This window comes from Salmonella sp. 741265073_HBA (assembly GCF_046569105.1).
GTDB classification, from domain to species: domain Bacteria; phylum Pseudomonadota; class Gammaproteobacteria; order Enterobacterales; family Enterobacteriaceae; genus Salmonella; species Salmonella enterica.
Window position 1 is genome coordinate 24,304 of the sequence record NZ_JBKFRY010000004.1, and the last position, 26,520, is coordinate 50,823.

Annotated in this window: 23 protein-coding genes; 17 read left to right on the forward strand and 6 right to left on the reverse strand. The window is 51.8% G+C overall.

Annotated elements, in window-relative coordinates; translation table 11 throughout:
• The first annotated feature begins 27 nt into the window (after window positions 1-27).
• From ACLD3P_RS07475 to ACLD3P_RS07485, 3 genes are all read left to right on the forward strand, one after another.
• On the forward strand, window positions 28-282 hold the full coding sequence (locus ACLD3P_RS07475) for a YkgJ family cysteine cluster protein (RefSeq protein WP_001523448.1): 255 nt from the start codon (window positions 28-30) through the stop codon (window positions 280-282).
• Window positions 283-669: 387 nt separating this feature from the next.
• A complete protein-coding gene (locus ACLD3P_RS07480; RefSeq protein WP_001519564.1) occupies window positions 670-792 on the forward strand; it encodes a membrane protein in 123 nt (40 codons plus the stop codon).
• 1 nt (window position 793) lies between these two features.
• Window positions 794-1,459 carry a GNVR domain-containing protein gene (locus tag ACLD3P_RS07485; RefSeq protein WP_411006694.1) on the forward strand — a complete coding sequence of 222 codons (666 nt, stop codon included), beginning with the start codon at window positions 794-796 and terminating at the stop codon, window positions 1,457-1,459.
• Between the two features lie 64 nt (window positions 1,460-1,523).
• Here ACLD3P_RS07485 and setB read toward each other — a convergent pair whose 3' ends face one another.
• Window positions 1,524-2,705: a sugar efflux transporter SetB gene (setB, locus tag ACLD3P_RS07490; RefSeq protein WP_000551934.1), complete on the reverse strand. Its 1,182-nt coding sequence runs from the start codon at window positions 2,703-2,705 to the stop codon at window positions 1,524-1,526.
• Window positions 2,706-3,072: 367 nt separating this feature from the next.
• Between setB and fruB the strand changes: the two genes are divergently transcribed.
• The 3 genes from fruB to fruA are packed head-to-tail and all read left to right on the forward strand — an operon-like array spanning window position 3,073 to window position 6,846.
• Window positions 3,073-4,203, forward strand: a complete 1,131-nt coding sequence (gene fruB / locus ACLD3P_RS07495; protein ID WP_000487287.1) for a fused PTS fructose transporter subunit IIA/HPr protein — start codon at window positions 3,073-3,075, stop codon at window positions 4,201-4,203.
• Window positions 4,203-5,141, forward strand: coding sequence for a 1-phosphofructokinase (gene fruK / locus ACLD3P_RS07500; RefSeq protein ID WP_000091249.1), 939 nt, complete (start codon window positions 4,203-4,205; stop codon window positions 5,139-5,141). Before fruB ends, fruK begins: the two co-directional genes overlap by 1 nt.
• Window positions 5,142-5,157: 16 nt before the next feature.
• Window positions 5,158-6,846 (forward strand): PTS fructose transporter subunit IIBC, encoded by a 1,689-nt coding sequence (fruA, locus tag ACLD3P_RS07505; protein WP_000854417.1) that lies wholly within the window; start codon window positions 5,158-5,160, stop codon window positions 6,844-6,846.
• Window positions 6,847-6,910: 64 nt separating this feature from the next.
• On the opposite strand, the gene nfo is transcribed toward fruA, so the two are convergent.
• Entirely contained in the window at window positions 6,911-7,768 is an 858-nt protein-coding gene (nfo, locus tag ACLD3P_RS07510) for a deoxyribonuclease IV (protein ID WP_000873906.1), read from the reverse strand.
• A 78-nt stretch (window positions 7,769-7,846) separates the two neighbouring features.
• Window positions 7,847-8,896: a YeiH family protein gene (locus tag ACLD3P_RS07515; protein WP_000137966.1), complete on the reverse strand. Its 1,050-nt coding sequence runs from the start codon at window positions 8,894-8,896 to the stop codon at window positions 7,847-7,849.
• Between the two features lie 120 nt (window positions 8,897-9,016).
• On the opposite strand from ACLD3P_RS07515, the gene yieE reads away from it, so the two are divergent.
• From yieE to cirA, 3 genes are all read left to right on the forward strand, one after another.
• Window positions 9,017-9,880: a DNA-binding transcriptional regulator YeiE gene (yieE, locus tag ACLD3P_RS07520; protein WP_000548316.1), complete on the forward strand. Its 864-nt coding sequence runs from the start codon at window positions 9,017-9,019 to the stop codon at window positions 9,878-9,880.
• A 189-nt stretch (window positions 9,881-10,069) separates the two neighbouring features.
• Window positions 10,070-11,539, forward strand: coding sequence for a lysine-specific permease (lysP, locus tag ACLD3P_RS07525; protein WP_000534999.1), 1,470 nt, complete (start codon window positions 10,070-10,072; stop codon window positions 11,537-11,539).
• A gap of 346 nt (window positions 11,540-11,885) precedes the next feature.
• Window positions 11,886-13,877, forward strand: a complete 1,992-nt coding sequence (gene cirA, locus ACLD3P_RS07530; RefSeq protein ID WP_000488249.1) for a catecholate siderophore receptor CirA — start codon at window positions 11,886-11,888, stop codon at window positions 13,875-13,877.
• Window positions 13,878-13,920: 43 nt separating this feature from the next.
• Here the strand turns inward: cirA and ACLD3P_RS07535 are convergent, their stop codons facing one another.
• Window positions 13,921-15,243: an MFS transporter gene (locus ACLD3P_RS07535; protein WP_000023807.1), complete on the reverse strand. Its 1,323-nt coding sequence runs from the start codon at window positions 15,241-15,243 to the stop codon at window positions 13,921-13,923.
• Between the two features lie 32 nt (window positions 15,244-15,275).
• The gene (serB, locus tag ACLD3P_RS07540; RefSeq protein ID WP_023262920.1) at window positions 15,276-16,163 is read right to left on the reverse strand and encodes a phosphoserine phosphatase SerB; all 888 of its coding nucleotides are present in this window, start codon (window positions 16,161-16,163) and stop codon (window positions 15,276-15,278) included.
• 216 nt (window positions 16,164-16,379) lie between these two features.
• Here serB and ACLD3P_RS07545 point away from each other — a divergent pair, with 216 nt between their 5' ends.
• A complete protein-coding gene (locus tag ACLD3P_RS07545) occupies window positions 16,380-17,747 on the forward strand; it encodes an L-serine ammonia-lyase (protein ID WP_076726883.1) in 1,368 nt (455 codons plus the stop codon).
• Between the two features lie 4 nt (window positions 17,748-17,751).
• Window positions 17,752-18,141 carry a helix-turn-helix domain-containing protein gene (locus tag ACLD3P_RS07550; RefSeq protein WP_000876817.1) on the forward strand — a complete coding sequence of 130 codons (390 nt, stop codon included), beginning with the start codon at window positions 17,752-17,754 and terminating at the stop codon, window positions 18,139-18,141.
• Here the strand turns inward: ACLD3P_RS07550 and fghA are convergent.
• The gene (fghA, locus tag ACLD3P_RS07555; RefSeq protein WP_131046448.1) at window positions 18,130-18,987 is read right to left on the reverse strand and encodes an S-formylglutathione hydrolase; all 858 of its coding nucleotides are present in this window, start codon (window positions 18,985-18,987) and stop codon (window positions 18,130-18,132) included. The genes ACLD3P_RS07550 and fghA overlap by 12 nt on opposite strands.
• A 329-nt stretch (window positions 18,988-19,316) precedes the next feature.
• Here fghA and folE point away from each other — a divergent pair, with 329 nt between their 5' ends.
• The 6 genes from folE to mglC all read left to right on the forward strand — a co-directional run bounded on the left by folE (window position 19,317) and on the right by mglC (window position 26,491).
• Window positions 19,317-19,985 (forward strand): GTP cyclohydrolase I FolE, encoded by a 669-nt coding sequence (gene folE, locus ACLD3P_RS07560; protein ID WP_001139611.1) that lies wholly within the window; start codon window positions 19,317-19,319, stop codon window positions 19,983-19,985.
• 14 nt (window positions 19,986-19,999) lie between these two features.
• Window positions 20,000-21,142, forward strand: coding sequence for a DUF418 domain-containing protein YeiB (gene yeiB, locus ACLD3P_RS07565; RefSeq protein WP_131046447.1), 1,143 nt, complete (start codon window positions 20,000-20,002; stop codon window positions 21,140-21,142).
• A gap of 149 nt (window positions 21,143-21,291) precedes the next feature.
• Complete coding sequence (galS, locus tag ACLD3P_RS07570) at window positions 21,292-22,314, forward strand: HTH-type transcriptional regulator GalS (protein ID WP_000628634.1); 1,023 nt, start codon at window positions 21,292-21,294, stop codon at window positions 22,312-22,314.
• A gap of 498 nt (window positions 22,315-22,812) precedes the next feature.
• Window positions 22,813-23,811, forward strand: a complete 999-nt coding sequence (mglB, locus tag ACLD3P_RS07575; protein WP_001036938.1) for a galactose/glucose ABC transporter substrate-binding protein MglB — start codon at window positions 22,813-22,815, stop codon at window positions 23,809-23,811.
• Window positions 23,812-23,944: 133 nt separating this feature from the next.
• Window positions 23,945-25,465 (forward strand): galactose/methyl galactoside ABC transporter ATP-binding protein MglA, encoded by a 1,521-nt coding sequence (mglA, locus tag ACLD3P_RS07580; RefSeq protein WP_000535913.1) that lies wholly within the window; start codon window positions 23,945-23,947, stop codon window positions 25,463-25,465.
• 15 nt (window positions 25,466-25,480) lie between these two features.
• On the forward strand, window positions 25,481-26,491 hold the full coding sequence (mglC, locus tag ACLD3P_RS07585; RefSeq protein WP_001275101.1) for a galactose/methyl galactoside ABC transporter permease MglC: 1,011 nt from the start codon (window positions 25,481-25,483) through the stop codon (window positions 26,489-26,491).
• The last annotated feature ends 29 nt before the right edge of the window (window positions 26,492-26,520 follow it).

Sequence of the window (26,520 nt, forward strand, 5' to 3'; positions counted from 1 at the left end):
ATATGGTTATAAATAGAGAGGCTGAGCATGGACTGTCGTAGCGGTTGTGGCGCTTGCTGTATTGCGCCTTCAATTTCGTCGCCGATACCCGGAATGCCGAATGGCAAGCCGATGAATACCAGATGCGTGCAGCTTTCGGAAGATAACTTGTGCCTTATCTTTGGCTCGCCTTTACGCCCAAAAGTGTGCTCTGGTTTGCAACCGACAGGGGACATGTGTTTAACGACCCGGGAAGAGGCCATTATTTATTTGCTGGAACTCGAACAGAAAACCTTACCATGAGCTAAGCCGTTTTTGATAAACGTGCAGGGGCTTACGTTATATCCCGAAATAGTCTGCAAAAGCTGCGCCTCAAATTACCTCCTTTTACCATTAAATAGCGTAATACATGATTCCCTTATTTCGTGGCTTCTGAAGCGGTAGATGTCGCCGCTCAACCCCGTTGGTGCCTGAACGTGTACCGAATAAACCGTCACATAAAACAAAAACGATCAATTTCATTTATATGATAGTTTTTATCTATTAAAAAGAGGAATTTTGATCGATTTTAATTATTTATAACGATCGATATCATGAATTTGATAGTTTATATCTATCATTGATGTATTTACCGATCGATATAACCAGTGTGAATGTATTGTTATTTTCCTTTAAAATACTCGCATTCTTATGTGTGGGTTTTATCTTATGAAGAAATATACGTTCGCAGCCAGGGCGTTTATTTTTACGCTGGTGTTGCTTTTTGTTATTTCAGTATTCGGGTTGACTATTAGCGTTTTAAAAGGGATGTGAAATGCGGGGAGAAAATAGTGAAATTGATTTAGTCGACGTTTCCTTATTCCTTATAAGAAAATGGCTAAGTATCATGATCGCTACCTTTATTTTTGTTGCCATTGGCTATGTTTTTGTGAGCGTGCAGCATGATACAAAGGTTGTGAGTATGATAATCAAACCTAGTCTGGATACGCCTGCTACCTATGCGTTATGTGGCTATGCTAATGATATTCAATGTAAAACAACGGTTATCCTTAACCAGTTTAGCCGTTTCTTGCCTGCGGAATATAAAAATAAAATAAGTTTTGACGCGAAAAAACAGCTTGTCATTTTTAAGACGCAGGGGAGGGAGGAAAGCGTCAATAATATTATTTCTACCCTGAAAAATAGTGTCGATAAAATGGCAGCATGGTATATCGATGATGGTGACATTAAACGCTATAGCGTGCATAGAAATATGTTACAAACGGAAACATATGCAAAGCTATCATTGTTATCGGAGGCGGTTAAAAATAATGCTAACATTGAAGTGATAGATGTTGCTGTAACACCAAAATATAAGATGCGGCTGGTGTTGGTCCTTTGCGGGCTGATGGGCGTAATTTTCTCAATAACCGGTCTTTTATGTAAGAGGGCGCTTACAGAATATCGTATTGAGAAAAAGACAATGAATGACCGCGCATGAACATTGCGCAGAGATAAACTCTGCGCTGAAATGTGTCGAAGAGTAAAAGTATCAGGCTTGCAAGTTAAACATCTTTAATACGCGCCAGGCAGAACATGGTGGCGACAATCATAACTAACGCAAACCAGAAGACCGCATGATAATTCCAGATTTCTGCAGCGATTCCCGCCAGCGAACCGGCAATGATCCAGCCGACGCGAATGGTATTGGTATACAGCGTGGTGGCTGAACCCGCCTGGCCTGGCATGAGATCCTGAAAATAGAGCATGCCAATCCCGCCAAGAATGCCGATGTAAATCGCGTTCAGCAACTGCAAGCCGAGCAACGTCGCCGGTGCGTGCGCCAGCAACATACCCGCATAAAAGCACAGTCCGGCGACAACGGCGATGCACATTAACAGGCGTTTTCCCAACCGTTTGGCGAAGTAACCTGCAATCAGCATTGTGGGAATCTCCAGCCCGGCGGCGGTGCCCATCATCACGCCTGCAAGTTTTTCCGGAAGATGCAGCTCATTGATGATAAACAGCGGCATATTAATGATATACAGGCTGTTAGTTCCCCACATTAACGTACAGATGACAAACAACAACAGCGTATCGCGGCGATTACGACGCGGTGCTTCCAGCGTGCCGGTTGCCAGCGGCGCATCTTTGCGCATTGACGGTAAAAAGAACCACACCATGACGCCGCAGACGATAAAAGCTACCGCCGCGCTCAAATACATCACCGTAAAGCTAAAACCCATCGCCAGCGCATAGGCCAGCGGCGGCCCAATGACCCAGGCCAATGAGACCTGGGCGCGGAGGATTGAGCTGAACATCACCGCTTCACGACCTGTACGATCGGCATGTTCTCGGGCCAGCGCAAACATCTGCGGGTTGGCGGTAGAGCCGAAGCTACTGAGAAAGACGCCGATGAACAGCAAAATAAAGTAGTTGCGGTTCCAGGCAAACAACACGCAGGCCAACATGCCCAGCACACAACAGAAAACGATCAGTTTTTTGCGATCGCCTTTTTTATCTGAGCGACCCGCCAGAAACTGGCTCACGATAATGCCGATAACCGCGCTGCCGGTAAAAAAGAATCCCACCATGCCGGGACGGGCGTGAACCTCATCCGTCAGAAAAATACTGAGCGTCGGCGTCTGTAACGCACCGGCAATACCGGTGAGAAAAGCGACGATCAAAAAGGCGGTAGACGTCAGGTCAAATGATTTAGGCGCAGCGGCGGCGGGACTGTTGTGCATGTTTCTATATCAGTGGTGTGAAGAGAGGCGGAGTTTACGCTGCCCGTCAGAAAATAAACAGGCGTCTGAATCAAAATCGACACGAAAAATCAAAATAGCATTCCAATTTGTTATCAGGGGTGCTGACGGAAGCTGAAAGAAAAAAGCTGAAGTCTTTTATGCGTCAGCTATTAATGGTCTGTTGGAGAAAAAATGTGCTTTACCTCAAAAAATTGCTACAAAACCGGTAACTTTTCTTGCGTGCTGAAGCAGAAAGATCCAGACTTCTTGAAACGTTTCAGCGCGATCTGGTTTTTTTGATAACTCAGATTGGCGCTTTTTTTCTCATAGTGGCTGAATCGTTTCAATTCAGCAGGAGAGGAGACACATGTTCCAGTTATCGGTTCAGGACATTCATCCGGGTGAGCAGGCCGGAAATAAAGAAGAGGCCATTCGGCAAATCGCCGCCGCGTTAGCGCAGGCGGGGAATGTGGCGGGCGGCTATGTTGACGGTATGCTGGCGCGCGAACAGCAAACCTCGACCTTTCTTGGCAATGGTATTGCGATTCCCCATGGCACAACAGACACGCGCGATCAGGTGCTGAAAACCGGCGTCCAGGTTTTTCAATTTCCGCAGGGCGTTACTTGGGGAGAAGGCCAGGTCGCCTACGTGGCGATTGGTATTGCCGCCAGTTCGGATGAACACCTCGGCCTGCTGCGTCAGCTGACGCATGTGCTGAGCGATGACTCCGTGGCTGAACAGTTGAAATCCGCGACAACGGCGGAAGAGCTGCGCGCATTGCTGATGGGCGAGAAGCAAAGTGAACAATTAAAACTTGATAACGAGACGATGACGCTGGATGTCATCGCCAGCTCGCTGGTCACATTGCAGGCGCTAAATGCGGCGCGTCTGAAAGAGGCGGGAGCGGTTGATGCGGCGTTCGTCGCAAAAACGATTAACGATAGTCCGATGAATCTGGGACAAGGCATCTGGCTGAACGACAGCGCGGAAGGCAATTTGCGCAGCGCTGTTGCGGTAAGCCGTGCGACCCAGGCGTTTGACGTAGAGGGTGAAAAAGCAGCCTTATTAGTCACTGTCGCGATGAACGACGAGCAGCCGATTGCCGTGCTAAAACGCCTCGGCGACCTGTTGCTGAACAATAAAGCCGATCGTCTGCTGAGCGCCGACGCCGCGACGCTGCTGGCGTTGCTGACCAGTGATGATGCGCTGACGGATGACGTACTGAGCGCGGAATTTGTAGTGCGTAATGAGCATGGTCTCCATGCCCGTCCGGGCACCATGCTGGTGAATACGATTAAACAATTTAACAGTGAAATTACCGTGACAAACCTTGATGGAACCGGCAAACCGGCAAACGGACGTAGTCTGATGAAAGTGGTGGCATTAGGCGTGAAGAAAGGCCATCGTCTGCGCTTTACCGCGCAGGGTGAAGATGCTGAACAGGCGCTGAAAGCGATTGGCGATGCGATCGCCGCCGGTCTCGGGGAGGGCGCATAATGAGCAGGCGTGTTGCCACCATTACCCTTAATCCGGCTTACGATCTGGTTGGGTTTTGCCCTGAAATCGAACGCGGCGAAGTGAACCTGGTGAAAACCACGGGTCTGCACGCGGCGGGCAAAGGCATTAACGTTGCCAAGGTGCTGAAAGACTTAGGCATCGACGTCACCGTCGGCGGTTTTCTCGGTAAAGATAACCAGGACGGTTTTCAGCAATTGTTCAGCGAACTGGGCATCGCTAACCGCTTTCAGGTGGTTCAGGGCCGGACCCGCATCAACGTGAAGCTGACGGAAAAAGATGGCGAAGTGACCGACTTCAACTTTTCCGGCTTTGACGTGACCCCCGCAGACTGGGAACGCTTTGTTAACGACTCCCTGAGCTGGCTGGGTCAGTTCGATATGGTCTGCGTCAGCGGTAGCTTACCGGCTGGTGTGAGTCCGGAAGCGTTCACCGACTGGATGACGCGTCTGCGCAGCCAGTGTCCATGCATTATCTTTGATAGTAGCCGTGAAGCGTTAGTCGCCGGTCTTAAAGCTGCGCCGTGGCTGGTGAAACCGAATCGCCGCGAACTGGAAATTTGGGCGGGTCGTAAGCTCCCGGAAATGAAAGATGTGATTGATGCGGCGCACGCGTTACGCGAACAGGGGATCGCCCATGTGGTGATTTCGCTGGGGGCGGAAGGCGCGCTGTGGGTTAACGCCTCAGGAGAATGGATCGCTAAACCACCGGCAGTTGACGTGGTAAGTACCGTCGGCGCAGGCGATTCCATGGTTGGCGGATTGATTTACGGCCTGCTGATGCGCGAGTCCAGCGAACATACGCTGCGTCTGGCGACGGCGGTTGCCGCGCTGGCGGTCAGCCAGAGCAATGTGGGTATTACCGATCGTCCTCAGTTGGCCGCAATGATGGCGCGTGTCGACTTACAACCGTTTAACTGACAGCAGGAGAGGCATAATGAAAACGCTGCTGATAATTGACGCTAATCTCGGCCAGGCTCGCGCTTACATGGCGAAAACCCTGCTTGGAGCGGCGGCGCATAAAGCAAATCTGGAAATTATCGACAATCCGAATGATGCTGAGCTGGCGATCGTGCTGGGCGAATCTCTGCCGAACGACAATGCTCTGAACGGCAAAAAGGTTTGGCTGGGGGATATTGGTCGCGCCGTCGCGCATCCGGAACTGTTTCTGAGTGAAGCCAAAAGCCATGCGACCCCTTACAGCGCTCCTGCTGCGGTTGCTCCTGCGGCGAGCGGCGGTCCGAAACGCGTGGTCGCGGTAACGGCCTGCCCGACCGGCGTCGCCCATACTTTTATGGCGGCTGAAGCCATTGAAACCGAAGCGAAAAAACGCGGCTGGTGGGTAAAAGTCGAAACGCGCGGCTCCGTGGGGGCCGGCAATGCCATCACCCCGGAAGAGGTGGCGGAAGCGGATTTAGTGATTGTGGCGGCGGATATCGAAGTGGATCTGGCGAAGTTTGCCGGTCTCCCGATGTACCGCACGTCGACCGGCCTGGCGCTGAAAAAGACGGCGCAGGAGCTGGATAAAGCCGTAGCGGAAGCGACGCCGTATCAACCGGCGGGTAAGGCATCGCAAGCGGCGACCGAAGGGAAGAAAGAGAGCGCTGGCGCATACCGGCATCTGTTGACGGGCGTTTCTTACATGCTGCCTATGGTGGTTGCCGGGGGACTGTGTATTGCGCTTTCCTTCGCTTTTGGTATTGAAGCCTTTAAGGTGCCGGACACGCTGGCGGCGGCGCTGATGCAGATTGGCGGCGGTTCGGCGTTTGCGCTGATGGTGCCGGTACTGGCGGGTTATATCGCTTTCTCCATCGCGGATCGCCCAGGCCTTACGCCAGGTCTGATTGGCGGTATGCTGGCGGTTAGCACCGGTTCCGGTTTTATCGGCGGGATCATTGCCGGCTTCCTTGCCGGGTATATGGCGAAGCTTATCAGTACCAAACTGAAACTTCCGCAAAGTATGGAAGCGCTGAAGCCAATCCTGATCATCCCGTTAATTTCCAGTCTGGTGGTGGGGCTGGCGATGATTTACCTGATCGGTAAACCGGTTGCCGGGATTCTGGAAGGGCTCACCCACTGGCTGCAAACCATGGGGACGGCAAACGCGGTGCTGTTGGGCGCGATTCTCGGCGGGATGATGTGTACCGACATGGGCGGCCCGGTGAACAAAGCGGCGTATGCGTTTGGCGTTGGTCTGCTGAGTACGCAAACTTACGCGCCGATGGCGGCGATCATGGCCGCAGGTATGGTACCGCCGTTAGCGCTGGGTCTGGCGACGATGGTGGCGCGTCGTAAGTTCGACAAAGCGCAGCAGGAAGGCGGTAAAGCGGCGTTGGTGCTGGGGCTTTGCTTTATCACTGAAGGCGCTATTCCGTTTGCGGCACGCGACCCGATGCGTGTACTGCCGTGCTGTATCGTTGGCGGCGCGTTGACCGGGGCCATTTCTATGGCGGTAGGCGCAAAATTGATGGCGCCGCATGGCGGTCTGTTTGTTCTGCTTATCCCAGGCGCAATTACGCCGGTATTGGGATACCTGCTGGCAATTGTGGCCGGTACGCTGGTGGCAGGGCTGGCTTATGCCGTCCTGAAACGTCCGGAGACGGAAGTCGCGGCAAAAGCGGCGTAAGAGAAACACGCTAAAAAAGGCAGAGCGCGCTCTGCCTTTTTTATTGCCTGAAGAACATTGCGCGTCAGGCCACCGCTTCGGCAATTTGCTGGGCTTTTAACCACGCAATCTCTTCCGCCCAGATATCAGGATTGATGGTCTCCAGTATCAGCGGAATACCGTCAAAACGCGCATCCTGCATAATCCAACGAAACGCATCGTGGCCGATATTGCCTTCACCCAGACTGTGATGGCGGTCAACGCGGCTACCGAAGGCGCTTTTGGCGTCGTTAAGGTGCATTCCGCGCAAATACTGAAATCCGACAATTTTCCCGAATTCGGCGAACGTTTTTTCGCACGCCTCTGGCGTACGCAGATCGTATCCGGCGGCAAAGGCATGGCAGGTATCGATACAGACGCCAACGCGCGACTTATCTTCCACGCCGTCGATGATGGCGGCTAACTGTTCAAACTCAAATCCCAGATTACTGCCCTGACCGGCTGTATTTTCGATAACCGCCGTAACGCCCTCGGTCTGCGCGAGGGCGATATTGATGGATTCCGCGATCCGCGCCAGGCAATCCTCCTGTGCAATCTGCATCAGATGGCTACCGGGATGAAAATTAAGCAAGGTTAAGCCGAGTTGTTCACAGCGCTGCATTTCATCGAGAAAGGCATCGCGTGATTTTTCCAGCGCTTCACTGACCGGATGGCCCAGATTAATCAGGTAACTATCGTGGGGAAGGATTTGCGCCGCCGAGAAATGATACTTTTCACAGGCGATTTTAAAGTCATCAATGACCTGGGGAGTAAGGGGGGCGGCACGCCACTGACGCTGGTTTTTTGTGAAAAGCGCAAAGGCCGTTGCGCCAATTTCAGCCGCGCGGGCAGGGGCGTTAGCCAGACCGCCAGCAGCGCTGACGTGCGCTCCGATGTATTTCATAAAAGACTCCTGTTAAACCCGCTAACGGTTCATTACGAACGCTATGATAACGGGTTAACAGGCGTGAAACGTAATAATTTATGCGATAAGGCTATGGATTAGGACGTTAATGGCGCCACCGCCAATAATCAGCCAGGCGAATAATGCCAGCGCCATCAGCAGCGGTTTCGCCCCCGCTTTTTTCAATGCGCTAACGTGAGTGGTCAGACCCAACGCCGCCATTGCCATCGCCAGCAGTACCGTGTCCAGCGTCACCAGCATATCCACCACGGCTTTCGGCAGCAGGTGGAAAGAGTTGAAGATCGCCACTACGATGAAGAAAATAGCAAACCACGGAATGGTAATTTTGCTTTTTTCCGCGCCGGTCGCCGGTGAAAGCTGTTTAACGCGTGCCGCCAGAATGATCAGGAACGGCGCCAGCATCATGACACGCAGCATCTTAGCGATAACTGCCGCATTTTCCGCATCCGGGCTAACGGCATGACCCGCTGCGACCACTTGCGCGACTTCATGCATGGTTGAGCCGATATAGATGCCGTAAGTTTCCGGGCTAAACCAGTGCGCCAGCAGCGGATACATTGCCGGGTAAAGGAAAATAGCGATGGTGCCGAAAATAACGACAGTCGCGACGGCTACAGTAACCTTACTGGCTTCCGCTTTTACCACCGGTTCTGTCGCCAGTACCGCCGCCGCGCCGCAGATACTGCTACCGGCGCCAATCAGCCAGCTGGTGTGCCTGTCCAGACCAAAGACTTTTTGGCCTAAGAAGCAGGCCAGCATGAACGTGCTGGAAAGCGTTAATACGTCAATCACAATGCCGCTAATGCCCACGTCGGCGATTTGTGAAAAGGTAAGGCGGAAGCCGTAAAGGATAATCCCTAAACGCAGCAGATGTTGTTTTGCAAACAGCACGCCGCCGTCGCATTGTTTCCATATTTGTGGATAGACGGTATTCCCGATAACCATACCCAGCAGGATAGCCAGGGTCAGGGCGCTGAACCCCGCGCCTGCAACGGCAGGGATAGCGCCGCCCCATAGGGCGACTCCTGTAATGACGGCGCTCAGAGCGAGCCCCGGTATAAAATGCCACATTGTACGACGATGATTCTGCAAGGTGAGTTCTGTCATAACCTTCTCCTGTATATGGACAATAAGGTTACGGTGATCTGGTTTAAAAATAAAATTGATTATATATTTATAATTAATCTTTATAAGTGGTAAGTGAAACGCTATCGGTGGGATACGACTATGCATATTACGCTACGACAACTTGAAGTGTTTGCTGAAGTACTGAAAAGCGGTTCAACAACCCAGGCGTCGGTCATGCTGTCATTATCGCAGTCCGCCGTTAGCGCCGCGCTCACCGATCTGGAAGGTCAGCTCGGCGTACAGTTGTTTGATCGGGTGGGGAAACGGCTGGTGGTCAACGAACATGGGCGCTTGTTATACCCGCGCGCGCTGGCATTGCTGGAGCAAGCGGTAGAAATTGAGCAGCTATTTCGTGAAGATAACGGCGCGATACGGGTTTATGCCAGTAGCACCATCGGCAATTACATTTTACCCGCCATGATTGCCCGCTATCGCCAGCATTATCCGGCCTTGCCGCTGGAACTCAGCGTGGGAAACAGCCAGGACGTGATTAACGCGGTGCTGGATTTTCGGGTTGATATCGGCCTGATTGAAGGACCATGTCACAGTACAGAGATTATTTCTGAGCCGTGGCTGGAAGATGAGCTGGTGGTCTTTGCCGCGCCGTCCTCGCCGCTGACGCAGGGGCCGGTGACGCTGGAACAGCTTGCGGCATCCCCATGGATTTTACGCGAGCGCGGTTCCGGTACGCGGGAAATTGTCGATTATTTGCTGTTGTCGCATTTGCCGCGCTTTCATATGGCGATGGAGTTGGGGAATTCAGAAGCGATCAAACATGCAGTGCGTCATGGACTGGGGATAAGCTGTTTATCGCGCCGGGTGATTGCTGAACAACTCCAGGCGGGAACCCTGGGCGAAGTCGCGGTGCCGTTACCGCGCCTGGTGCGCACGTTGTGGCGTGTTCATCATCGGCAGAAACATCTTTCTAACGCGTTGCAGCGTTTTTTGAGTTACTGTGAATAAAGGTGAAGAGGAGGGCTGCCCGGGCGGCATCGCCATTTTTAGTATCCGCTTACGTATACGTTATTCTCTGCTTTACTTATAATCCGTGGCCGGTCATGAAGGTCTCTTATAACCGCGCATTTGTGTCGGAAGGATAGTATTTCGTCTGTTACAATCGCGCCTCATTTTTTGGATGGATAGCATTTTCACATGGGTTCCAAAACTAAAACCACAGAAGCGCCCGCGCTACGTCGCGAATTAAAGGCGCGTCACCTGACGATGATTGCCATTGGCGGCTCCATCGGGACAGGTCTTTTCGTTGCATCTGGTGCGACAATTTCTCAGGCGGGGCCAGGCGGCGCGCTGTTTTCTTATATTCTGATTGGTTTGATGGTCTACTTCCTGATGACCAGTCTTGGCGAGCTGGCGGCCTATATGCCGGTATCTGGCTCGTTTGCGACATATGGTCAGAACTATGTGGAAGAAGGCTTTGGTTTCGCGCTGGGCTGGAACTACTGGTACAACTGGGCGGTGACTATCGCTGTTGACCTGGTTGCCGCACAATTGGTGATGGGCTGGTGGTTCCCGGACACGCCGGGCTGGATCTGGAGCGCGCTATTCCTCTGCGTCATTTTCTTGCTGAACTACATTTCCGTGCGCGGTTTTGGCGAGGCGGAGTACTGGTTCTCGTTAATTAAAGTCGCGACCGTTATTATCTTCATCATCGTTGGCGTAGCGATGATTATCGGTATTTTTAAAGGTGTTGAGCCGGTCGGCTGGAGCAACTGGACGACGGGCGATGCGCCTTTTGCTGGCGGTTTTGCGGCAATGATTGGCGTCGCGATGATCGTGGGCTTCTCTTTCCAGGGAACTGAGCTGATTGGTATTGCCGCCGGGGAATCTGAAAACCCGGAGAAGAATATTCCGCGCGCGGTGCGTCAGGTGTTCTGGCGTATTCTGCTGTTTTATGTTTTCGCGATTTTGATTATCAGCCTGATCATTCCTTATACCGATCCAAACCTGCTGCGTAACGACGTCAAAGACATTAGCGTCAGTCCGTTTACCTTAGTGTTCCAGCATGCGGGCTTGTTGTCTGCGGCGGCGATAATGAATGCGGTTATCCTGACGGCGGTACTGTCTGCGGGTAACTCTGGGATGTATGCCTCGACCCGTATGCTCTACACCCTGGCCTGTGACGGTAAGGCCCCGCGTATTTTTGCGAAATTGTCCCGCGGCGGCGTACCGCGCAATGCGCTTTATGCCACCACCGTGATTGCCGGTCTTTGCTTTTTGACCTCAATGTTCGGCAACCAGACGGTCTATCTGTGGCTGTTGAACACCTCCGGTATGACGGGCTTCATCGCCTGGCTGGGGATTGCCATTAGCCATTATCGTTTCCGTCGCGGTTACGTGATACAAGGGTATGATGTGAATGATTTGCCGTACCGTTCCGGGTTCTTCCCGCTGGGGCCGATTTTCGCCTTTGTACTGTGCCTGATTATTACGTTGGGGCAGAACTATGAAGCGTTCCTGAAAGATACCATCGACTGGGGCGGCGTCGCGGCGACCTATATCGGTATTCCGCTGTTCCTGCTTATCTGGTTCGGCTACAAGCTGATAAAAGGTACGCATTTCGTGCGCTATAGCGAAATGCACTTCCCGGAACGCGTTAAAAAGTAACGTAGTATTCTCGTCATAGGCCGGATAAGGCTTTATGCCGCCATCCGGCACGGACTGCCTGAACCTGACCCTTCTAACCCTCTCATTCGAGAGGGTTTTTTGTTTTTTCTTTATGATTGGTTCAAATGATATAATTATTAACAATTAAATTGATAATTATTATCGTTTGCTTTATCGTTGCGCTCGAAATCAGAAAGGATGAAGATTCGGGCGCGACCGTCACTCATGAGCCCGACTCGCCTGCATAAAAAGAGTTCGCCGTGATAACCGTTATCGCAGGCGAAACGTAATGCGTTGTGAGCGATAACCGATTTTTTTTGTCGTATTTACCTCATGGAGAAATGGAATGTTTAGGTTTAACCCTTTCGTTCGGGTAGGGCTTTGTATGTCCGCAGTTACGTTGGCTTGGCCGGTTGCCGCGGCAACGGATGATGGTGAAACCATGGTCGTTACCGCGTCCGCCATCGAACAAAATCTGAAAGATGCGCCAGCAAGTATCAGCGTCATTACCCAGCAAGATTTACAGCGCAGGCCCGTGCAAAACCTGAAAGATGTCCTGAAAGAGGTGCCGGGCGTACAGCTCACTAACGAAGGGGATAACCGCAAAGGCGTGAGTATTCGTGGTCTGGACAGCAGTTATACGCTGATCCTGATCGACGGTAAGCGCGTTAACTCCCGTAACGCGGTCTTCCGCCATAATGATTTTGATCTGAACTGGATACCGGTTGACGCTATCGAACGTATTGAAGTGGTGCGTGGCCCCATGTCCTCGCTGTATGGCTCCGATGCGCTGGGCGGCGTGGTCAACATTATCACCAAAAAAATTGGTCAGAAATGGCACGGCAGCGTCACGGTTGACTCCACTATTCAGGAACATCGCGACCGTGGCGATACTTATAACGGTCAGTTCTTTACCAGCGGTCCGCTGATCGACGGCGTGCTGGGAATGAAAGCCTACGGTAGCCTGGCGAAACGCGAAAAAGACGAGCAGCAGAGTTCCGCCACCACCGCTACGGGTGAAACGCCGCGCATTGAAGGATTTACCAGCCGGGATGGAAACGTCGAGTTTGCCTGGACACCAAACGAAAATCATGACGTTACCGCAGGCTACGGTTTTGATCGCCAGGACCGGGACTCCGACTCGCTGGATAAAAATCGTCTGGAACGGCAAAACTACGCGTTGAGCCATAACGGACGTTGGGATCTCGGCAATAGCGAGCTCAAGTTCTACGGCGAAAAGGTGGAAAACAAAAACCCCGGTAACAGTAGCCCTATTACGTCAGAAAGCAATTCGATTGACGGGAAATACGTTCTGCCGTTAGCGTCTGTCAACCAGTTCCTCACCTTCGGCGGCGAATGGCGTCACGATAAACTGAGCGATGCGGTCAACCTGACCGGCGGTTCCAGTACTAAAACCTCCGCCAGCCAGTATGCTCTGTTCCTTGAAGATGAGTGGCGCATCTTCGAACCGCTGGCGCTGACCACCGGTATTCGTATGGATGACCATGAAACCTATGGCGATCACTGGAGCCCGCGTGCTTATCTGGTTTATAACGCAACGGATACCCTGACGGTGAAAGGTGGGTGGGCCACGGCCTTTAAAGCGCCGTCGCTATTGCAATTAAGTCCGGACTGGGCGACCAACTCCTGCCGTGGCGGATGCCGCATTATCGGTAGCCCGGATCTGAAACCTGAAACCAGTGAAAGCTGGGAGCTCGGCCTTTATTACCGTGGCGAAGAAGGCATACTGGAGGGCGTGGAAGCGAGCGTTACCACGTTCCGTAACGATGTGGACAATCGCATCAGCATTAGCCGTACCGCTGACGTTAACGCCGCGCCCGGCTATTCCAACTTTGTCGGTTTCGAAACCAACAGTCGGGGACAGCGCGTTCCGGTCTTCCGTTATTACAACGTGAATAAAGCGCGTATTCAGGGCGTGGAAACCGAGTTGAAAGTTCCGTTTAACGAGGCGTGGAAACTGTCGTTGAATTACACCTATAACGACGGACGCGACGTCAGTAATGGCGGGAACAAGCCGCTTTCCGATCTGCCGTTCCACACCGCGAACGGTACGCTGGACTGGAAACCGGTGCAGCTCGAAGACTGGTCATTCTACGTATCAGGGAATTATACCGGGCGTAAGCGGGCCGACAGCGCAACGGCGAAAACGCCGGGTGGGTACGTGGTCTGGGATACCGGTGCGGCATGGCAGGCGACGAAAAACGTTAAACTGCGTGCGGGCGTTCTGAACGTGGGCGATAAAGATCTCAAACGCGACGACTACGGTTATACCGAAGACGGACGTCGTTACTTTATGGCGGTGGATTACCGTTTCTGACAGAGACTGGCGACAGCCGCGTTTTGCCGCTGTCGCCAGAATGTTATAACCGATGCAGCCTGGAGAGCAGCGCCAGCGACAGAGTCGTTAGCAGAATGGCGATCACCGCATAGATATAAACGCCCGACCACGCCCAGCTATTTTTCACCATAATTACCGGCACACCGGCCATTGCCGCGCCGACATAGCTGAACAATCCCCGAAAGCCGGTAATCGATCCCGCCGCATCCTTATGGGTCACATCCAGACAGCCGACGGCAAAAAGCATATGCGGTCCGTATAAGGCGAAGCCCATGATGGTGAACAGAATCGCGGTGAGGGTGTAAGAGGTATCCTGAACCAGCGGCACCAGCACGATGCATATGCACAGCGCTAACGCGAAGATTAACCCGGTCATCCAGCGGTTACTTTTGAACATAAAGTCAGACAAGTAGCCTGCCAGCAACCCACCTGCCAGTCCGCCCGCCTCAAACCAGGAAATAATCGAGTTCGCTTTTATCAGGCTCCAGCCGTGAACCTGCGAATAGTAAATCTGCGGCCAGTCGTTAAGAATAGTGCGCGCAATATAAACCGACATATCACCGATAATAATGATCCATACCAGTGGATTGGTCAGGATATATTTCACAAAAATCTGCCAGAAGCTCAGGTTGACCGGGCTGGCCTTGACCTGGGCCAGTTCCGTCGGGTCGTTACGCCACTGCCCCACGTTGGGCAAACCTAACGTACCGGGACGATCTTTAATGGTAAATAGCGCCACTATTCCCATCAGCAGCGAAATGGCGCCGGGAACATAAAACCCCATTTTCCAGCTACCGCTAAAGGCGATAGCAAAACTGGTCAGCAGCGGCGCGAGGCTGCCGCCGATATTGTGCGCCGCTTCAACGATAGCCCACCAGCGTCCCCGTTCGTTTTTCGAAAACCACGAGGCCATAATTTTCGCCATCGGCGGAAAGCTGGTGCCCTGTAATATCGCGTTGAGACTGTACAGCACGTAGAATGCCGCCACGCTGTCGGAAAAGCCGAACAGAATATTTACAATCCCCACGCCAATCAGCACCGGGCCGGTCATGGCTTTCGGGTTAATTTTATCGACCAGCATCCCGCCGACAAACTTCATCGCGCCATAAAGAATGTAAAAAATAGAAGACATAATGGCGAAGTCTTCTGCGGTCAGCGACGTTTCCGTCAGCATGGCCGGCATCGCGGCGGAGAAGTTTTTACGGGTAAGATAAAAGACGGCATAAGAGATAAAGACCGAGGCGATAATCTCAAAACGAAATTTTTTATAGGTCTGGTCTATCTCTTTTTTCTCTTTTACAATCGGCTTATCGGGCTGGCTGAAAATAAATGTTTTTATACTCATTTTAAAATTCCCTTCCGGCGAGGTGAGTCGCGTTATAATTCATCTTCAATAAGAAAAAGAAGCAATTCGAAACCGTGATAATTAATCTGATGGTGGATTTTTTCCCGAACAACCGGCTTCGCTTTCCAGGCAATACCGGTGCCAGCATGTTCTAACATCGGCAGATCGTTGGCGCCATCGCCGCAGGCAATAATATTCTCCGTGGCAATATTTAACCGGGCAGCCAGGTCAACCAGAGTCTGTTTTTTGTTTGCGGCATTCATAATCGGTAAGGTAATGTTATCCGTCAGAACGTTATCGCGTATTTCAACCGTATTCGAAAAGGCATAATCCAGTTGATACCGTTCTTTTAGACGCTGGGTGAATATATCCAGTCCCCCGGAGATAATCGCGGTTTTAAATCCTTTGGCCTTGATGACTGGCAGAATAGTTAACAGGCCTGGCGAAAGGGTCATGCGATCGCATACGGCGTTCAGCACTGCTTTCGGTGTGCCTTTCAACATTCCGATACGTCGGGTAAAACTGGCGTTAAAATCAAGCTTGCCCTCCATCGCCTGTTGGGTAATGGCGGTGATTTGCGTCGACATGCCAAGCGCGCGGGCAATTTCATCCACGCCTTCTTCCGCAATAAATGTCGAGTCCATATCAAACGCGATAATACCGTTAGCAGGCAGTGGCTGCGGCTTAATAAAAAAATCAAACTGCCATTGTAATGAGAGTTCGCGTAAATAGCGATAAAATTCAGGCGTCAGACATTCCGTTGGCAGCGTAAGCTTTAAATAAGCGGTATTGATAAGCGCGGCATAACGTTTATCAAATAATAGCGGAAACGGCATGGTGACGGCATCAAATAACGTTTCCTGTAATTTTTTCTGAAATGTATCGATATCCTGTGTGGTAATAAAATAAATAATGCTCATATGATAACTCCCTTAATTTACGGGTATTATAATGGCTCTTTTGCGGCGTGGAATCTTGTGCTATCACAGATATCACAGCCAGAAAAGGGCTAAAAAAGCGTTGTTTTTGATACCAGGTAAAGTTCAGACACAAAAGGTATCACTTTTGATATGCCAACTGTGCGAGGATGTTATTTATTACTGAACGCGAATGACACTGAAAGGATTGATATAACGATGGAGAGTTGCCTTGATATATTCAAAATAGTAATAGGTCCATCCAGCTCACGTACCGTAGGGCCGATGCGCGCCGCCTGTCACTTTATTTCATTGCTCAGAGAACAAGAGACGTTGCCGCTAATTCGGGAAATAGAAATCGAGCTGTATGGCGCGTTATCGTTAAGCCGCAAGTGCCACAATGTGGATACCGCCCTTTATCTTGGGCTGCTGGGCTACCAGCCGGAGAATGTCGATCTCCGCTCGCATATGGCGGTGATTAAGCGTGCGGAAAATGAAAACAAAATCGAACTCCCGCTCTCCGACGCGGGCGGAATCACGATAAAAGTCAAGATTATCGCCAATCACCAGGCGCATCCAGGTCATCCTTATGCCATGACGTTTCGCGCCAGAGATGATTATTTCACGGTGTATGAAGAGACCTGGTTTTCGACCGGCGCCGGACAGGTTCGCAAACATGGCGAGCTGCTGACGCCATCGCTTCCTTTGCGTACAGTGTCGCCCTTTGAATTTAGTCATGCCGCGCAGTTGCTGGCGCTGTGTCGGCGTAACGGCCTGTCCGTGGCGGCGCTGATGATGAAAAATGAGCTGTGCCGCCACTCGCCACAGACGTTGCAGAATTATCTGGCGCAAATATGGAACGTGATGCAGCAGGCGGTTTATCGCGGCCTGCATACTGAGGGGGTATTACCCGGTCCCTATCAGGTACCACGGCGCGCCTGTGCGTTACATAAGACGTTACAGGCGAACCGTTCCGCCAGCGATTTTTTAACCGCGCTGAACTGGGTCAATGCCTTCGCGATTGCGGTAAGCGAAGAAAATGCCAGCGGCGGACAGATTGTTACCGCGCCAACCAATGGTGCGTGCGGCATCATTCCGGCAGCGCTCTGCTGGTATGATAAATTTGTCACGCCGCTGGAGCCCGGTGCTCTGACCCGTTTCTTCCTGACCGCCGCCGCTATCGCGATATTGTTTAAACAAAACGCCTCTATTCTGGGATCTGAAGTTGGCTGTCAGGGGGAAGTCGGCGTGGCGTGCTCAATGGCGGCGGCGGGCCTGGCTGAACTGATGGGCGCATCCGTGGAGCAAACGCTGAGCGCCGCTGAAATTGCCATGGAACATCATCTGGGATTGACCTGCGATCCGCTGGGCGGGCAGGTACAAATTCCCTGCATAGAGAGAAACGCCATCTCTGCCGTGAAAGCGATAAACGCGGCGACGATGGCGATGAGTCGCGTAAGCGAACCCTGTATTTCGCTCGATGAGATCATTGCTGCGATGTACGAGACCGGTAAAGACATGAGCGCTAAATACCGTGAAACGTATCATGGTTCGCTGGGGAAAATTCAGCCGCGCAAGAGAGGGTAACAGCGTGAAATACAATACGATGAATAACGACGAGATTATCCTGTCGTTGTGCGCCCGCTTAAAGGAGACGCGTCTGTCTCTTTCGATGACCCAGCAGCAGCTTGCCGATCGCGCGCACGTTGGCATTGCCACCATCAAGCGTATCGAGAAGGGGGGAGGGCTCAATCTTGATACGTTAATTTCTCTCCTGCGGGCGCTGGATAAGTTGCATAATCTTGATGCGGTGCTGTTTGAATCCGAGCTGCGTAATTTTCACGAAAGTTATGAAGGCGGAGAGGGCAGCGGCCGCCTTCAGGTACGCCAGCAGGCCGCGGATTTAAATAATAAATCTTCCGCGCCGCAGTCGGAGGAGGTGAACTACAGCGCGGCGCTGGAAAATTCATTATGTTGGTGACGTCTCACGCTCGTCCCGTAAATACCGGGCATGAAAGCGCAGATGGTCCTCGATGAAGGACGCAATAAAATAATAGCTATGATCGTAGCCAGGCTGGATTCGTAGCGTCATCGGCCAGGCGGTTTGCCGCGCGGCTTCCGCCAGTACGGCGGGCTGAAGCTGATCGGCGAGGAATTGATCGCTGTCGCCCTGATCGATGAGCACAGGAATGGCGTCCTGCGGCTGGCTGGCCAGCATTAATTCGCAGCTATCCCACTCAGTCCAGGCTGATTCATCTTCGCCGAGATAAGCGGTAAGCGCTTTGATTCCCCACGGCACGCGGCTGGGGTTGACGATAGGCGCAAAAGCAGAGACGCTGGTGTATTTGCCCGGATTTTTCAGCGCCATGATTAATGCGCCGTGGCCGCCCATCGAGTGCCCGCTGATGGCGCAACGGTCGCTGACGTTAAACTGTGTCTGGATAAGCGCCGGAAGCTCATCGCGCAGGTAATCGTACATGCGATAATGGCTGGCCCAGGGCGGCTGTGTGGCATTGAGATAAAACCCGGCGCCGTGGCCTAAATCGTATCCGCTATTGTCGGCGACCTGTTCACCGCGTGGACTGGTATCCGGCATCACCAATACAATGCCCAGTTCTGCTGCGATACGCTGCGCGCCTGCTTTGGTGGTAAAATTCTCATCATTGCAGGTCAACCCGGACAACCAGTACAGTACCGGAGGCGGTTCATTATCCTGAGTCGGCGGAAGAAAAATGCTGAATGTCATGGCGCAGTTTAGCGTGGCGGCATGATGACGCCAGCGCTGCTGCCAGCCGCCAAAACATCGGTGCTCTTCGAGCATTTCCATGCGGGGGCTCCTTTTATGGTGAACCTGATAAGGTATGCAGATTCTTCATAATACAGATTATTCACCGCGTTGTGAGTAACTTTCACTTCCGTAATACATAAACATGCTTCATCATTTAAATAACATTTAGTTAACAACTATACCCTTTGTCCTGCCATCATTCTCGCACCGGAAAAGATGTCATGAAAGGCAGCGACAATTTCAACAATTATGGGCGTGAATACTGGATTATGTGCGCTACCTCACGCACAATAATCACACTGTCACAATATTGACAAACTTTGCCCCATGCAGGGCAGAGGCGCCACACCTGCAGGAGAACACGATTAATGCCATCACTCAGTAAAGAAGCGGCCCTGGTTCATGATGCGCTGGTTGCCCGGGGGCTGGAAACGCCGCTGCGCCCGCCTATGGATGAACTGGATAATGAAACGCGAAAAAGCCTTATCGCAGGGCATATGACTGAGATTATGCAGTTGCTGAATCTCGATTTGAGCGATGACAGTCTGATGGAAACGCCGCATCGTATCGCTAAGATGTACGTTGACGAGATTTTCGCCGGCCTCGACTATGCCAATTTCCCGAAAATTACCCTCATTGAAAATAAAATGAAGGTGGATGAAATGGTCACCGTCCGCGATATCACGCTGACCAGCACCTGTGAACATCACTTCGTGACCATTGATGGCAAAGCGACCGTCGCGTATATCCCCAAAGATTCCGTGATCGGCCTGTCGAAAATTAACCGCATCGTGCAATTCTTCGCCCAGCGTCCGCAGGTTCAGGAACGTTTGACCCAACAAATTCTGACGGCGCTGCAAACCTTGCTCGGCACCAATAATGTAGCGGTATCGATTGATGCGGTGCATTACTGCGTGAAAGCGCGCGGTATTCGTGACGCAACCAGCGCCACGACGACGACGTCGCTGGGCGGATTGTTTAAGTCCAGCCAGAATACGCGCCAGGAGTTTCTGCGTGCCGTTCGCCATCATCCATGATTAAGGCGGAGACGATGGAGCGTAATGTCACGCTGGATTTTGTACGTGGCGTCGCTATCCTCGGTATCCTGCTTCTTAACATTAGCGCCTTTGGATTGCCGAAGGCGGCTTATCTCAATCCCGCCTGGTACGGCGCGATCGTTCCCGAAGATGCCTGGTCCTGGGCGATTCTCGATATTGTGGCGCAGGCTAAATTTCTTACGCTGTTCGCGTTGTTGTTTGGCGCGGGGCTACAAATGCTGCTTCCGCGTGGTAAACAGTGGATTCAGTCGCGTTTAACGCTATTGGTACTGTTAGGTTTTATCCATGCGTTATTCTTTTGGGACGGCGACATTCTGCTGGCCTACGGTCTGGTCGGATTAATTTGCTGGCGACTGGTACGCGACGCGCCTTCGGTAAAAAGCCTGTTCAATACCGGCATACTCCTTTATCTGGTCGGGATTGGCGTGCTACTGCTGCTGGGCGTGGTATCGAGTAGCGAAACCAGCCGCGCCTGGACGCCGGATGCGTCGGCAATATTGTATGAAAAATACTGGAAGCTGAACGGCGGCATGGAGGCTATCAGCAACCGGGCAGAGATGCTGTCAAATAGTTTACTGGCGCTCGGCGCGCAGTATGGCTGGCAACTGGCAGGTATGATGCTGCTGGGCGCCGCGCTAATGCGTAGCGGCTGGCTGAAAGGTCAGTACAGTCTGCGGCACTATCGCCGTACCGGGGTTCTGCTGGTGGCGTTAGGGCTAATGATCAACCTGCCTGCGGTCATTTTACAATGGCGGCTGGACTGGGCGTACCGCTGGTGCGCCTTCTTATTGCAGGCGCCGCGCGAACTGAGCGCGCCGTTGCAAACGCTGGGCTATGCCGCGCTGATGTTTGGCTTCTGGCCGCAGCTTAGCCGATGCAGACTGACGCTTGCCATTGCCTGCGTAGGGCGAATGGCGCTGACCAATTATCTGCTGCAGACGATCATCTGTACCACGCTGTTTTATCAGTTTGGCTTATTTATGGAATTCAATCGACTGGAACTCTTGTTCTTTGTCGTTCCGGTATGGGCAATAAACCTTCTCTTTTCCGTCATCTGGCTACGTTTCTGGCGACAGGGACCGGTCGAGTGGTTATGGCGTCAACTCACGTTGCGCGCGTCAGGATCGTTCAGATAACGATCTGGATCACATTCATTAACAAAATGGCTGTAACCGTTTCCATCCCTGTGATGTTTCTCACGCAGCCCTGGGCAGGGTGCTGACAAAATAGCCGCCTGCTAACGGGGCATTTGTGAGCATTTTTGAACTCAAACAGGGCAGTGAATATGATCACCATTCGTGATGTAGCGCGCCAGGCTGGCGTGTCTGTAGCGACCGTTTCCCGCGTACTGAATAACAGCGCGTTGGTCAGTCCCGACACCCGTGACGCCGTTATGCAGGCCGTCACTCTGCTGGGATATCGGCCAAATGCGAATGCGCAAGCGCTGGCCACCCAGGTGAGCGATACCATCGGCGTCGTGGTCATGGATGTTTCCGATGCCTTTTTCGGCGCTCTGGTGAAAGCCGTAGATCTGGTCGCGCAGCAGCACCAGAAATATGTTCTCATTGGCAACAGTTATCATGAGGCGGAAAAAGAGCGTCATGCGATTGAAGTCTTGATCCGTCAGCGTTGTAACGCATTGATTGTTCACTCAAAAGCCTTAACCGATCGCGAGCTGAGCGACTTTATGGATCAGATCCCCGGCATGGTGCTGATTAACCGTATCGTGCCGGGTTATGCGCATCGTTGTGTCTGTCTCGACAATGTGAGCGGCGCCAGAATGGCGACCCGAATGTTGCTGAATAATGGACATCAACGCATCGGCTACCTGGCCTCCAGCCACCGTATTGAAGATGATGCGATGCGCAGAGAAGGGTGGTTACACGCGCTGCAAGAGCAGGGGGTTGCTGCGTCGGAGAGCTGGATTGGCACCGGCACGCCGGATATGCAGGGCGGCGAGTCGGCAATGGTTGAGTTGCTGGGACGCAATCTGCAACTGACGGCGGTATTTGCCTATAACGATAACATGGCGGCGGGCGCGCTGACGGCGTTAAAAGATAACGGCATCGCCATTCCCTTGCATCTGTCTGTCATCGGTTTCGATGATATCCCTATTGCTCGTTATACCGATCCTCAGTTGACTACCGTGCGCTATCCTATTGCTTCTATGGCGAAAATCGCGACCGAGCTGGCGTTACAGGGGGCTGCAGGCACGCTGGATATCACGGCGACGCACTGCTTCATGCCGACCCTGGTACGGCGCCATTCGGTGGCATGGCGACAGAATGCGGTACTGATCACTAACTGATTACGCACCGCATGTAACCGTTTTCAATCTGTGAGTAAATTCACAGTTTATTAACATTGTGATAGCTATGATGACAACGTTTGTCGCACTGTAACTAATGTGTAACAGTTAGTTGTCAGTTTTGCTGGGGTATTTCGCTTATAAAAACCGTTATCACAATATCCCGCGACTACCGGACAAAAATAAAGAGTTGAATAAGAGCTTATCCCATTAGGGCTATTTTACTTGCCATTTTGGACCTGGGCAGTGCTCGCCAAAACGCGTTAGCGTTTTGAACGCCGCTTGCGGCGGCCCGAAGGGCGAGCGTAGCGAGTCAAACCTCACGTACTACGTGTACGCTCCGGTTTTTGCGCGCTGTCTGTGTCCAAACTGGCTGCGCCAATAACGCCTGGTGGGATAGGCTCTAAATACGCTTCGGTGTTCAGTAACACGCGTTAACGTGCTGAACAGCCGGGCATTTTTTTACGCTATACCCTACATAATAAAACCGGAGCTACCATGAATAAGAAGGTACTGACCCTTTCTGCCGTGATGGCAAGTCTGTTATTCGGCGCGCACGCGCACGCGGCTGATACTCGTATTGGCGTGACGATTTATAAATATGACGATAACTTTATGTCCGTGGTGCGTAAGGCTATTGAAAAAGATGGCAAATCCGCGCCGGATGTTCAGCTACTGATGAATGACTCGCAAAACGATCAATCCAAACAGAATGATCAAATTGACGTTTTATTGGCGAAAGGGGTTAAAGCTCTGGCGATTAACCTGGTCGACCCGGCAGCCGCCGGTACGGTGATTGAGAAAGCGCGCGGGCAAAATGTGCCGGTGGTGTTCTTTAACAAAGAGCCTTCCCGCAAAGCGCTGGACAGCTATGACAAGGCGTATTATGTCGGGACTGACTCTAAAGAATCCGGTGTGATTCAGGGCGACTTGATTGCCAAACACTGGCAGGCGAATCAGGGTTGGGATCTGAATAAAGACGGTAAAATTCAGTATGTTCTGCTGAAAGGCGAGCCGGGGCACCCGGATGCGGAAGCCCGTACGACGTATGTGGTGAAAGAGTTAAATGCTAAAGGTATTCAGACCGAGCAACTGGCGTTAGACACCGCCATGTGGGATACCGCGCAGGCAAAAGATAAGATGGATGCCTGGCTGTCTGGCCCGAACGCTAACAAGATTGAAGTGGTTATCGCGAATAACGATGCGATGGCGATGGGCGCGGTAGAGGCGCTGAAAGCGCATAATAAATCGTCGATTCCGGTCTTTGGCGTCGATGCGTTACCGGAAGCTCTGGCGCTGGTGAAATCGGGCGCGATGGCCGGTACGGTACTGAATGACGCCAACAATCAGGCGAAAGCGACATTCGATCTGGCGAAAAACCTCGCCGAAGGCAAGGGCGCGGCTGACGGCACCAGCTGGAAGATTGAGAACAAAATCGTGCGCGTGCCTTATGTCGGCGTGGACAAAGACAATCTGAGCGAATTTACCCAAAAATAACTTTTCCGTCTGTGGGCGCAATTTTGTTGCGCCCTGAAACCGTGGAAGGGTGACGCGCCGCAGACCGGATAACGTATTTCTTTTGCCATCCGGCGCGGATAGTCATAATTAAAAAGGCCGACAGGGTATCATTATGGGCAGCACGATCTCTCCGTCGTCGGGTGAATATTTGTTGGAAATGCGTGGCATTAACAAATCATTTCCCGGCGTGAAAGCGCTTGATAATGTCAACTTAAACGTTCGTCCGCACTCTATTCATGCATTAATGGGCGAAAACGGCGCAGGCAAATCAACATTATTAAAATGTCTTTTCGGTATTTATCAAAAAGATTCTGGCAGCATTGTATTTCAGGGGAAAGAAGTGGACTTCCATTCGGCGAAAGAAGCGCTGGAGAATGGGATTTCGATGGTACACCAGGAGTTAAACCTGGTATTACAACGTTCGGTCATGGATAACATGTGGCTGGGACGTTATCCTACCAAAGGTATGTTTGTCGACCAGGATAAAATGTACCAGGATACCAAAGCGATATTTGATGAACTGGATATCGATATTGACCCACGCGCGCGCGTGGGAACGTTATCCGTTTCGCAAATGCAGATGATTGAAATTGCGAAGGCGTTTTCCTATAATGCTAAGATCGTTATTATGGATGAACCGACCTCATCGTTAACTGAGAAAGAGGTTAATCATCTGTTCACCATTATTCGCAAGCTGAAAGAACGCGGCTGCGGTATTGTTTACATCTCGCATAAAATGGAAGAAATTTTTCAATTATGCGATGAAATTACTATTTTGCGCGACGGTCAGTGGATTGCCACCCAGCCGCTGGAAGGGCTGGATATGGATAAGATCATTGCGATGATGGTCGGGCGTTCCCTGAACCAGCGCTTTCCGGATAAAGAAAATAAGCCGGGCGACGTGATTCTGGAGGTCCGTCACCTGACCTCGCTGCGCCAGCCTTCCATTCGCGATGTCTCCTTTGATTTGCACAAGGGCGAAATTCTGGGCATTGCCGGTCTGGTTGGGGCAAAGCGTACCGATATCGTCGAAACGCTGTTTGGTATTCGTGAGAAGTCGTCCGGGACAATCACTTTACATGGCAAGAAAATTAATAATCACACTGCGAACGAAGCGATTAACCACGGTTTTGCGCTGGTGACGGAAGAGCGTCGTTCCACCGGAATTTACGCCTATCTGGATATCGGGTTTAACTCATTAATTTCCAATATCCGTAATTATAAAAATAAAGTGGGGTTACTGGATAATTCCCGGATGAAAAGCGACACCCAATGGGTCATTGACTCCATGCGGGTAAAAACGCCGGGGCATCGCACGCAAATTGGTTCGCTTTCCGGCGGCAATCAGCAAAAGGTGATCATTGGTCGTTGGCTATTAACGCAGCCGGAAATATTAATGCTGGATGAACCGACCCGTGGCATTGATGTCGGCGCAAAATTTGAAATTTATCAGCTTATTGCGGAACTGGCGAAAAAAGGCAAGGGGATCATCATTATCTCTTCTGAAATGCCGGAGCTGTTAGGGATTACCGATCGTATCCTGGTGATGAGTAACGGTCTCGTTTCCGGCATTGTCGATACTAAAACAACAACGCAAAACGAAATTTTGCGTCTTGCTTCTTTGCACCTTTAAGATCAGGGGCTCCTTATGAGTGCGTTAAACAAGAAAAGCTTTTTGACCTGGCTGAAAGAGGGCGGAATTTACGTCGTTCTTTTAGTGTTGCTGGCGATTATTATTTTCCAGGACCCGACTTTTTTAAGTTTGTTGAATTTAAGTAATATTCTGACGCAATCTTCGGTACGTATTATTATCGCGCTGGGCGTGGCGGGACTCATCGTCACCCAGGGGACAGACCTGTCGGCGGGGCGTCAGGTAGGGCTGGCGGCGGTCGTGGCGGCAACATTACTGCAATCAATGGAAAACGCCAATAAAGTGTTTCCGGAAATGGCGACCATGCCGATTGCGCTGGTCATCCTGATTGTCTGCGCGATTGGCGCGGTGATTGGCCTGGTGAACGGCATCATCATTGCTTACCTGAATGTGACGCCGTTTATTACCACGCTTGGCACGATGATTATCGTTTATGGAATCAACTCCCTTTACTATGACTTTGTCGGCGCTTCGCCCATTTCCGGCTTTGACAGCGGCTTTTCCACCTTTGCACAGGGCTTTGTGGCGATGGGCAGTTTCCGGCTCTCATACATCACCTTTTACGCCCTGATTGCGGTAGCGTTTGTCTGGGTGCTGTGGAATAAAACCCGCTTTGGTAAAAACATTTTTGCTATTGGCGGCAACCCGGAAGCGGCAAAAGTTTCTGGCGTAAACGTGGCGCTGAACCTGCTGATGATTTATGCGCTCTCCGGCGTGTTTTATGCCTTCGGCGGCTTACTGGAAGCAGGGCGTATTGGTTCTGCCACCAACAACCTCGGCTTTATGTATGAACTGGATGCGATTGCCGCGTGCGTGGTCGGGGGCGTATCGTTTAGCGGCGGAGTGGGGACGGTCTTCGGCGTGGTGACCGGCGTCATTATCTTTACCGTCATCAACTATGGCCTGACCTATATCGGGGTAAACCCGTACTGGCAGTACATTATCAAAGGCGGCATTATCATTTTCGCCGTGGCGCTGGACTCGCTGAAATACGCGCGTAAGAAGTAGTTATCCAGACGTATTACCTTGCTTATCAG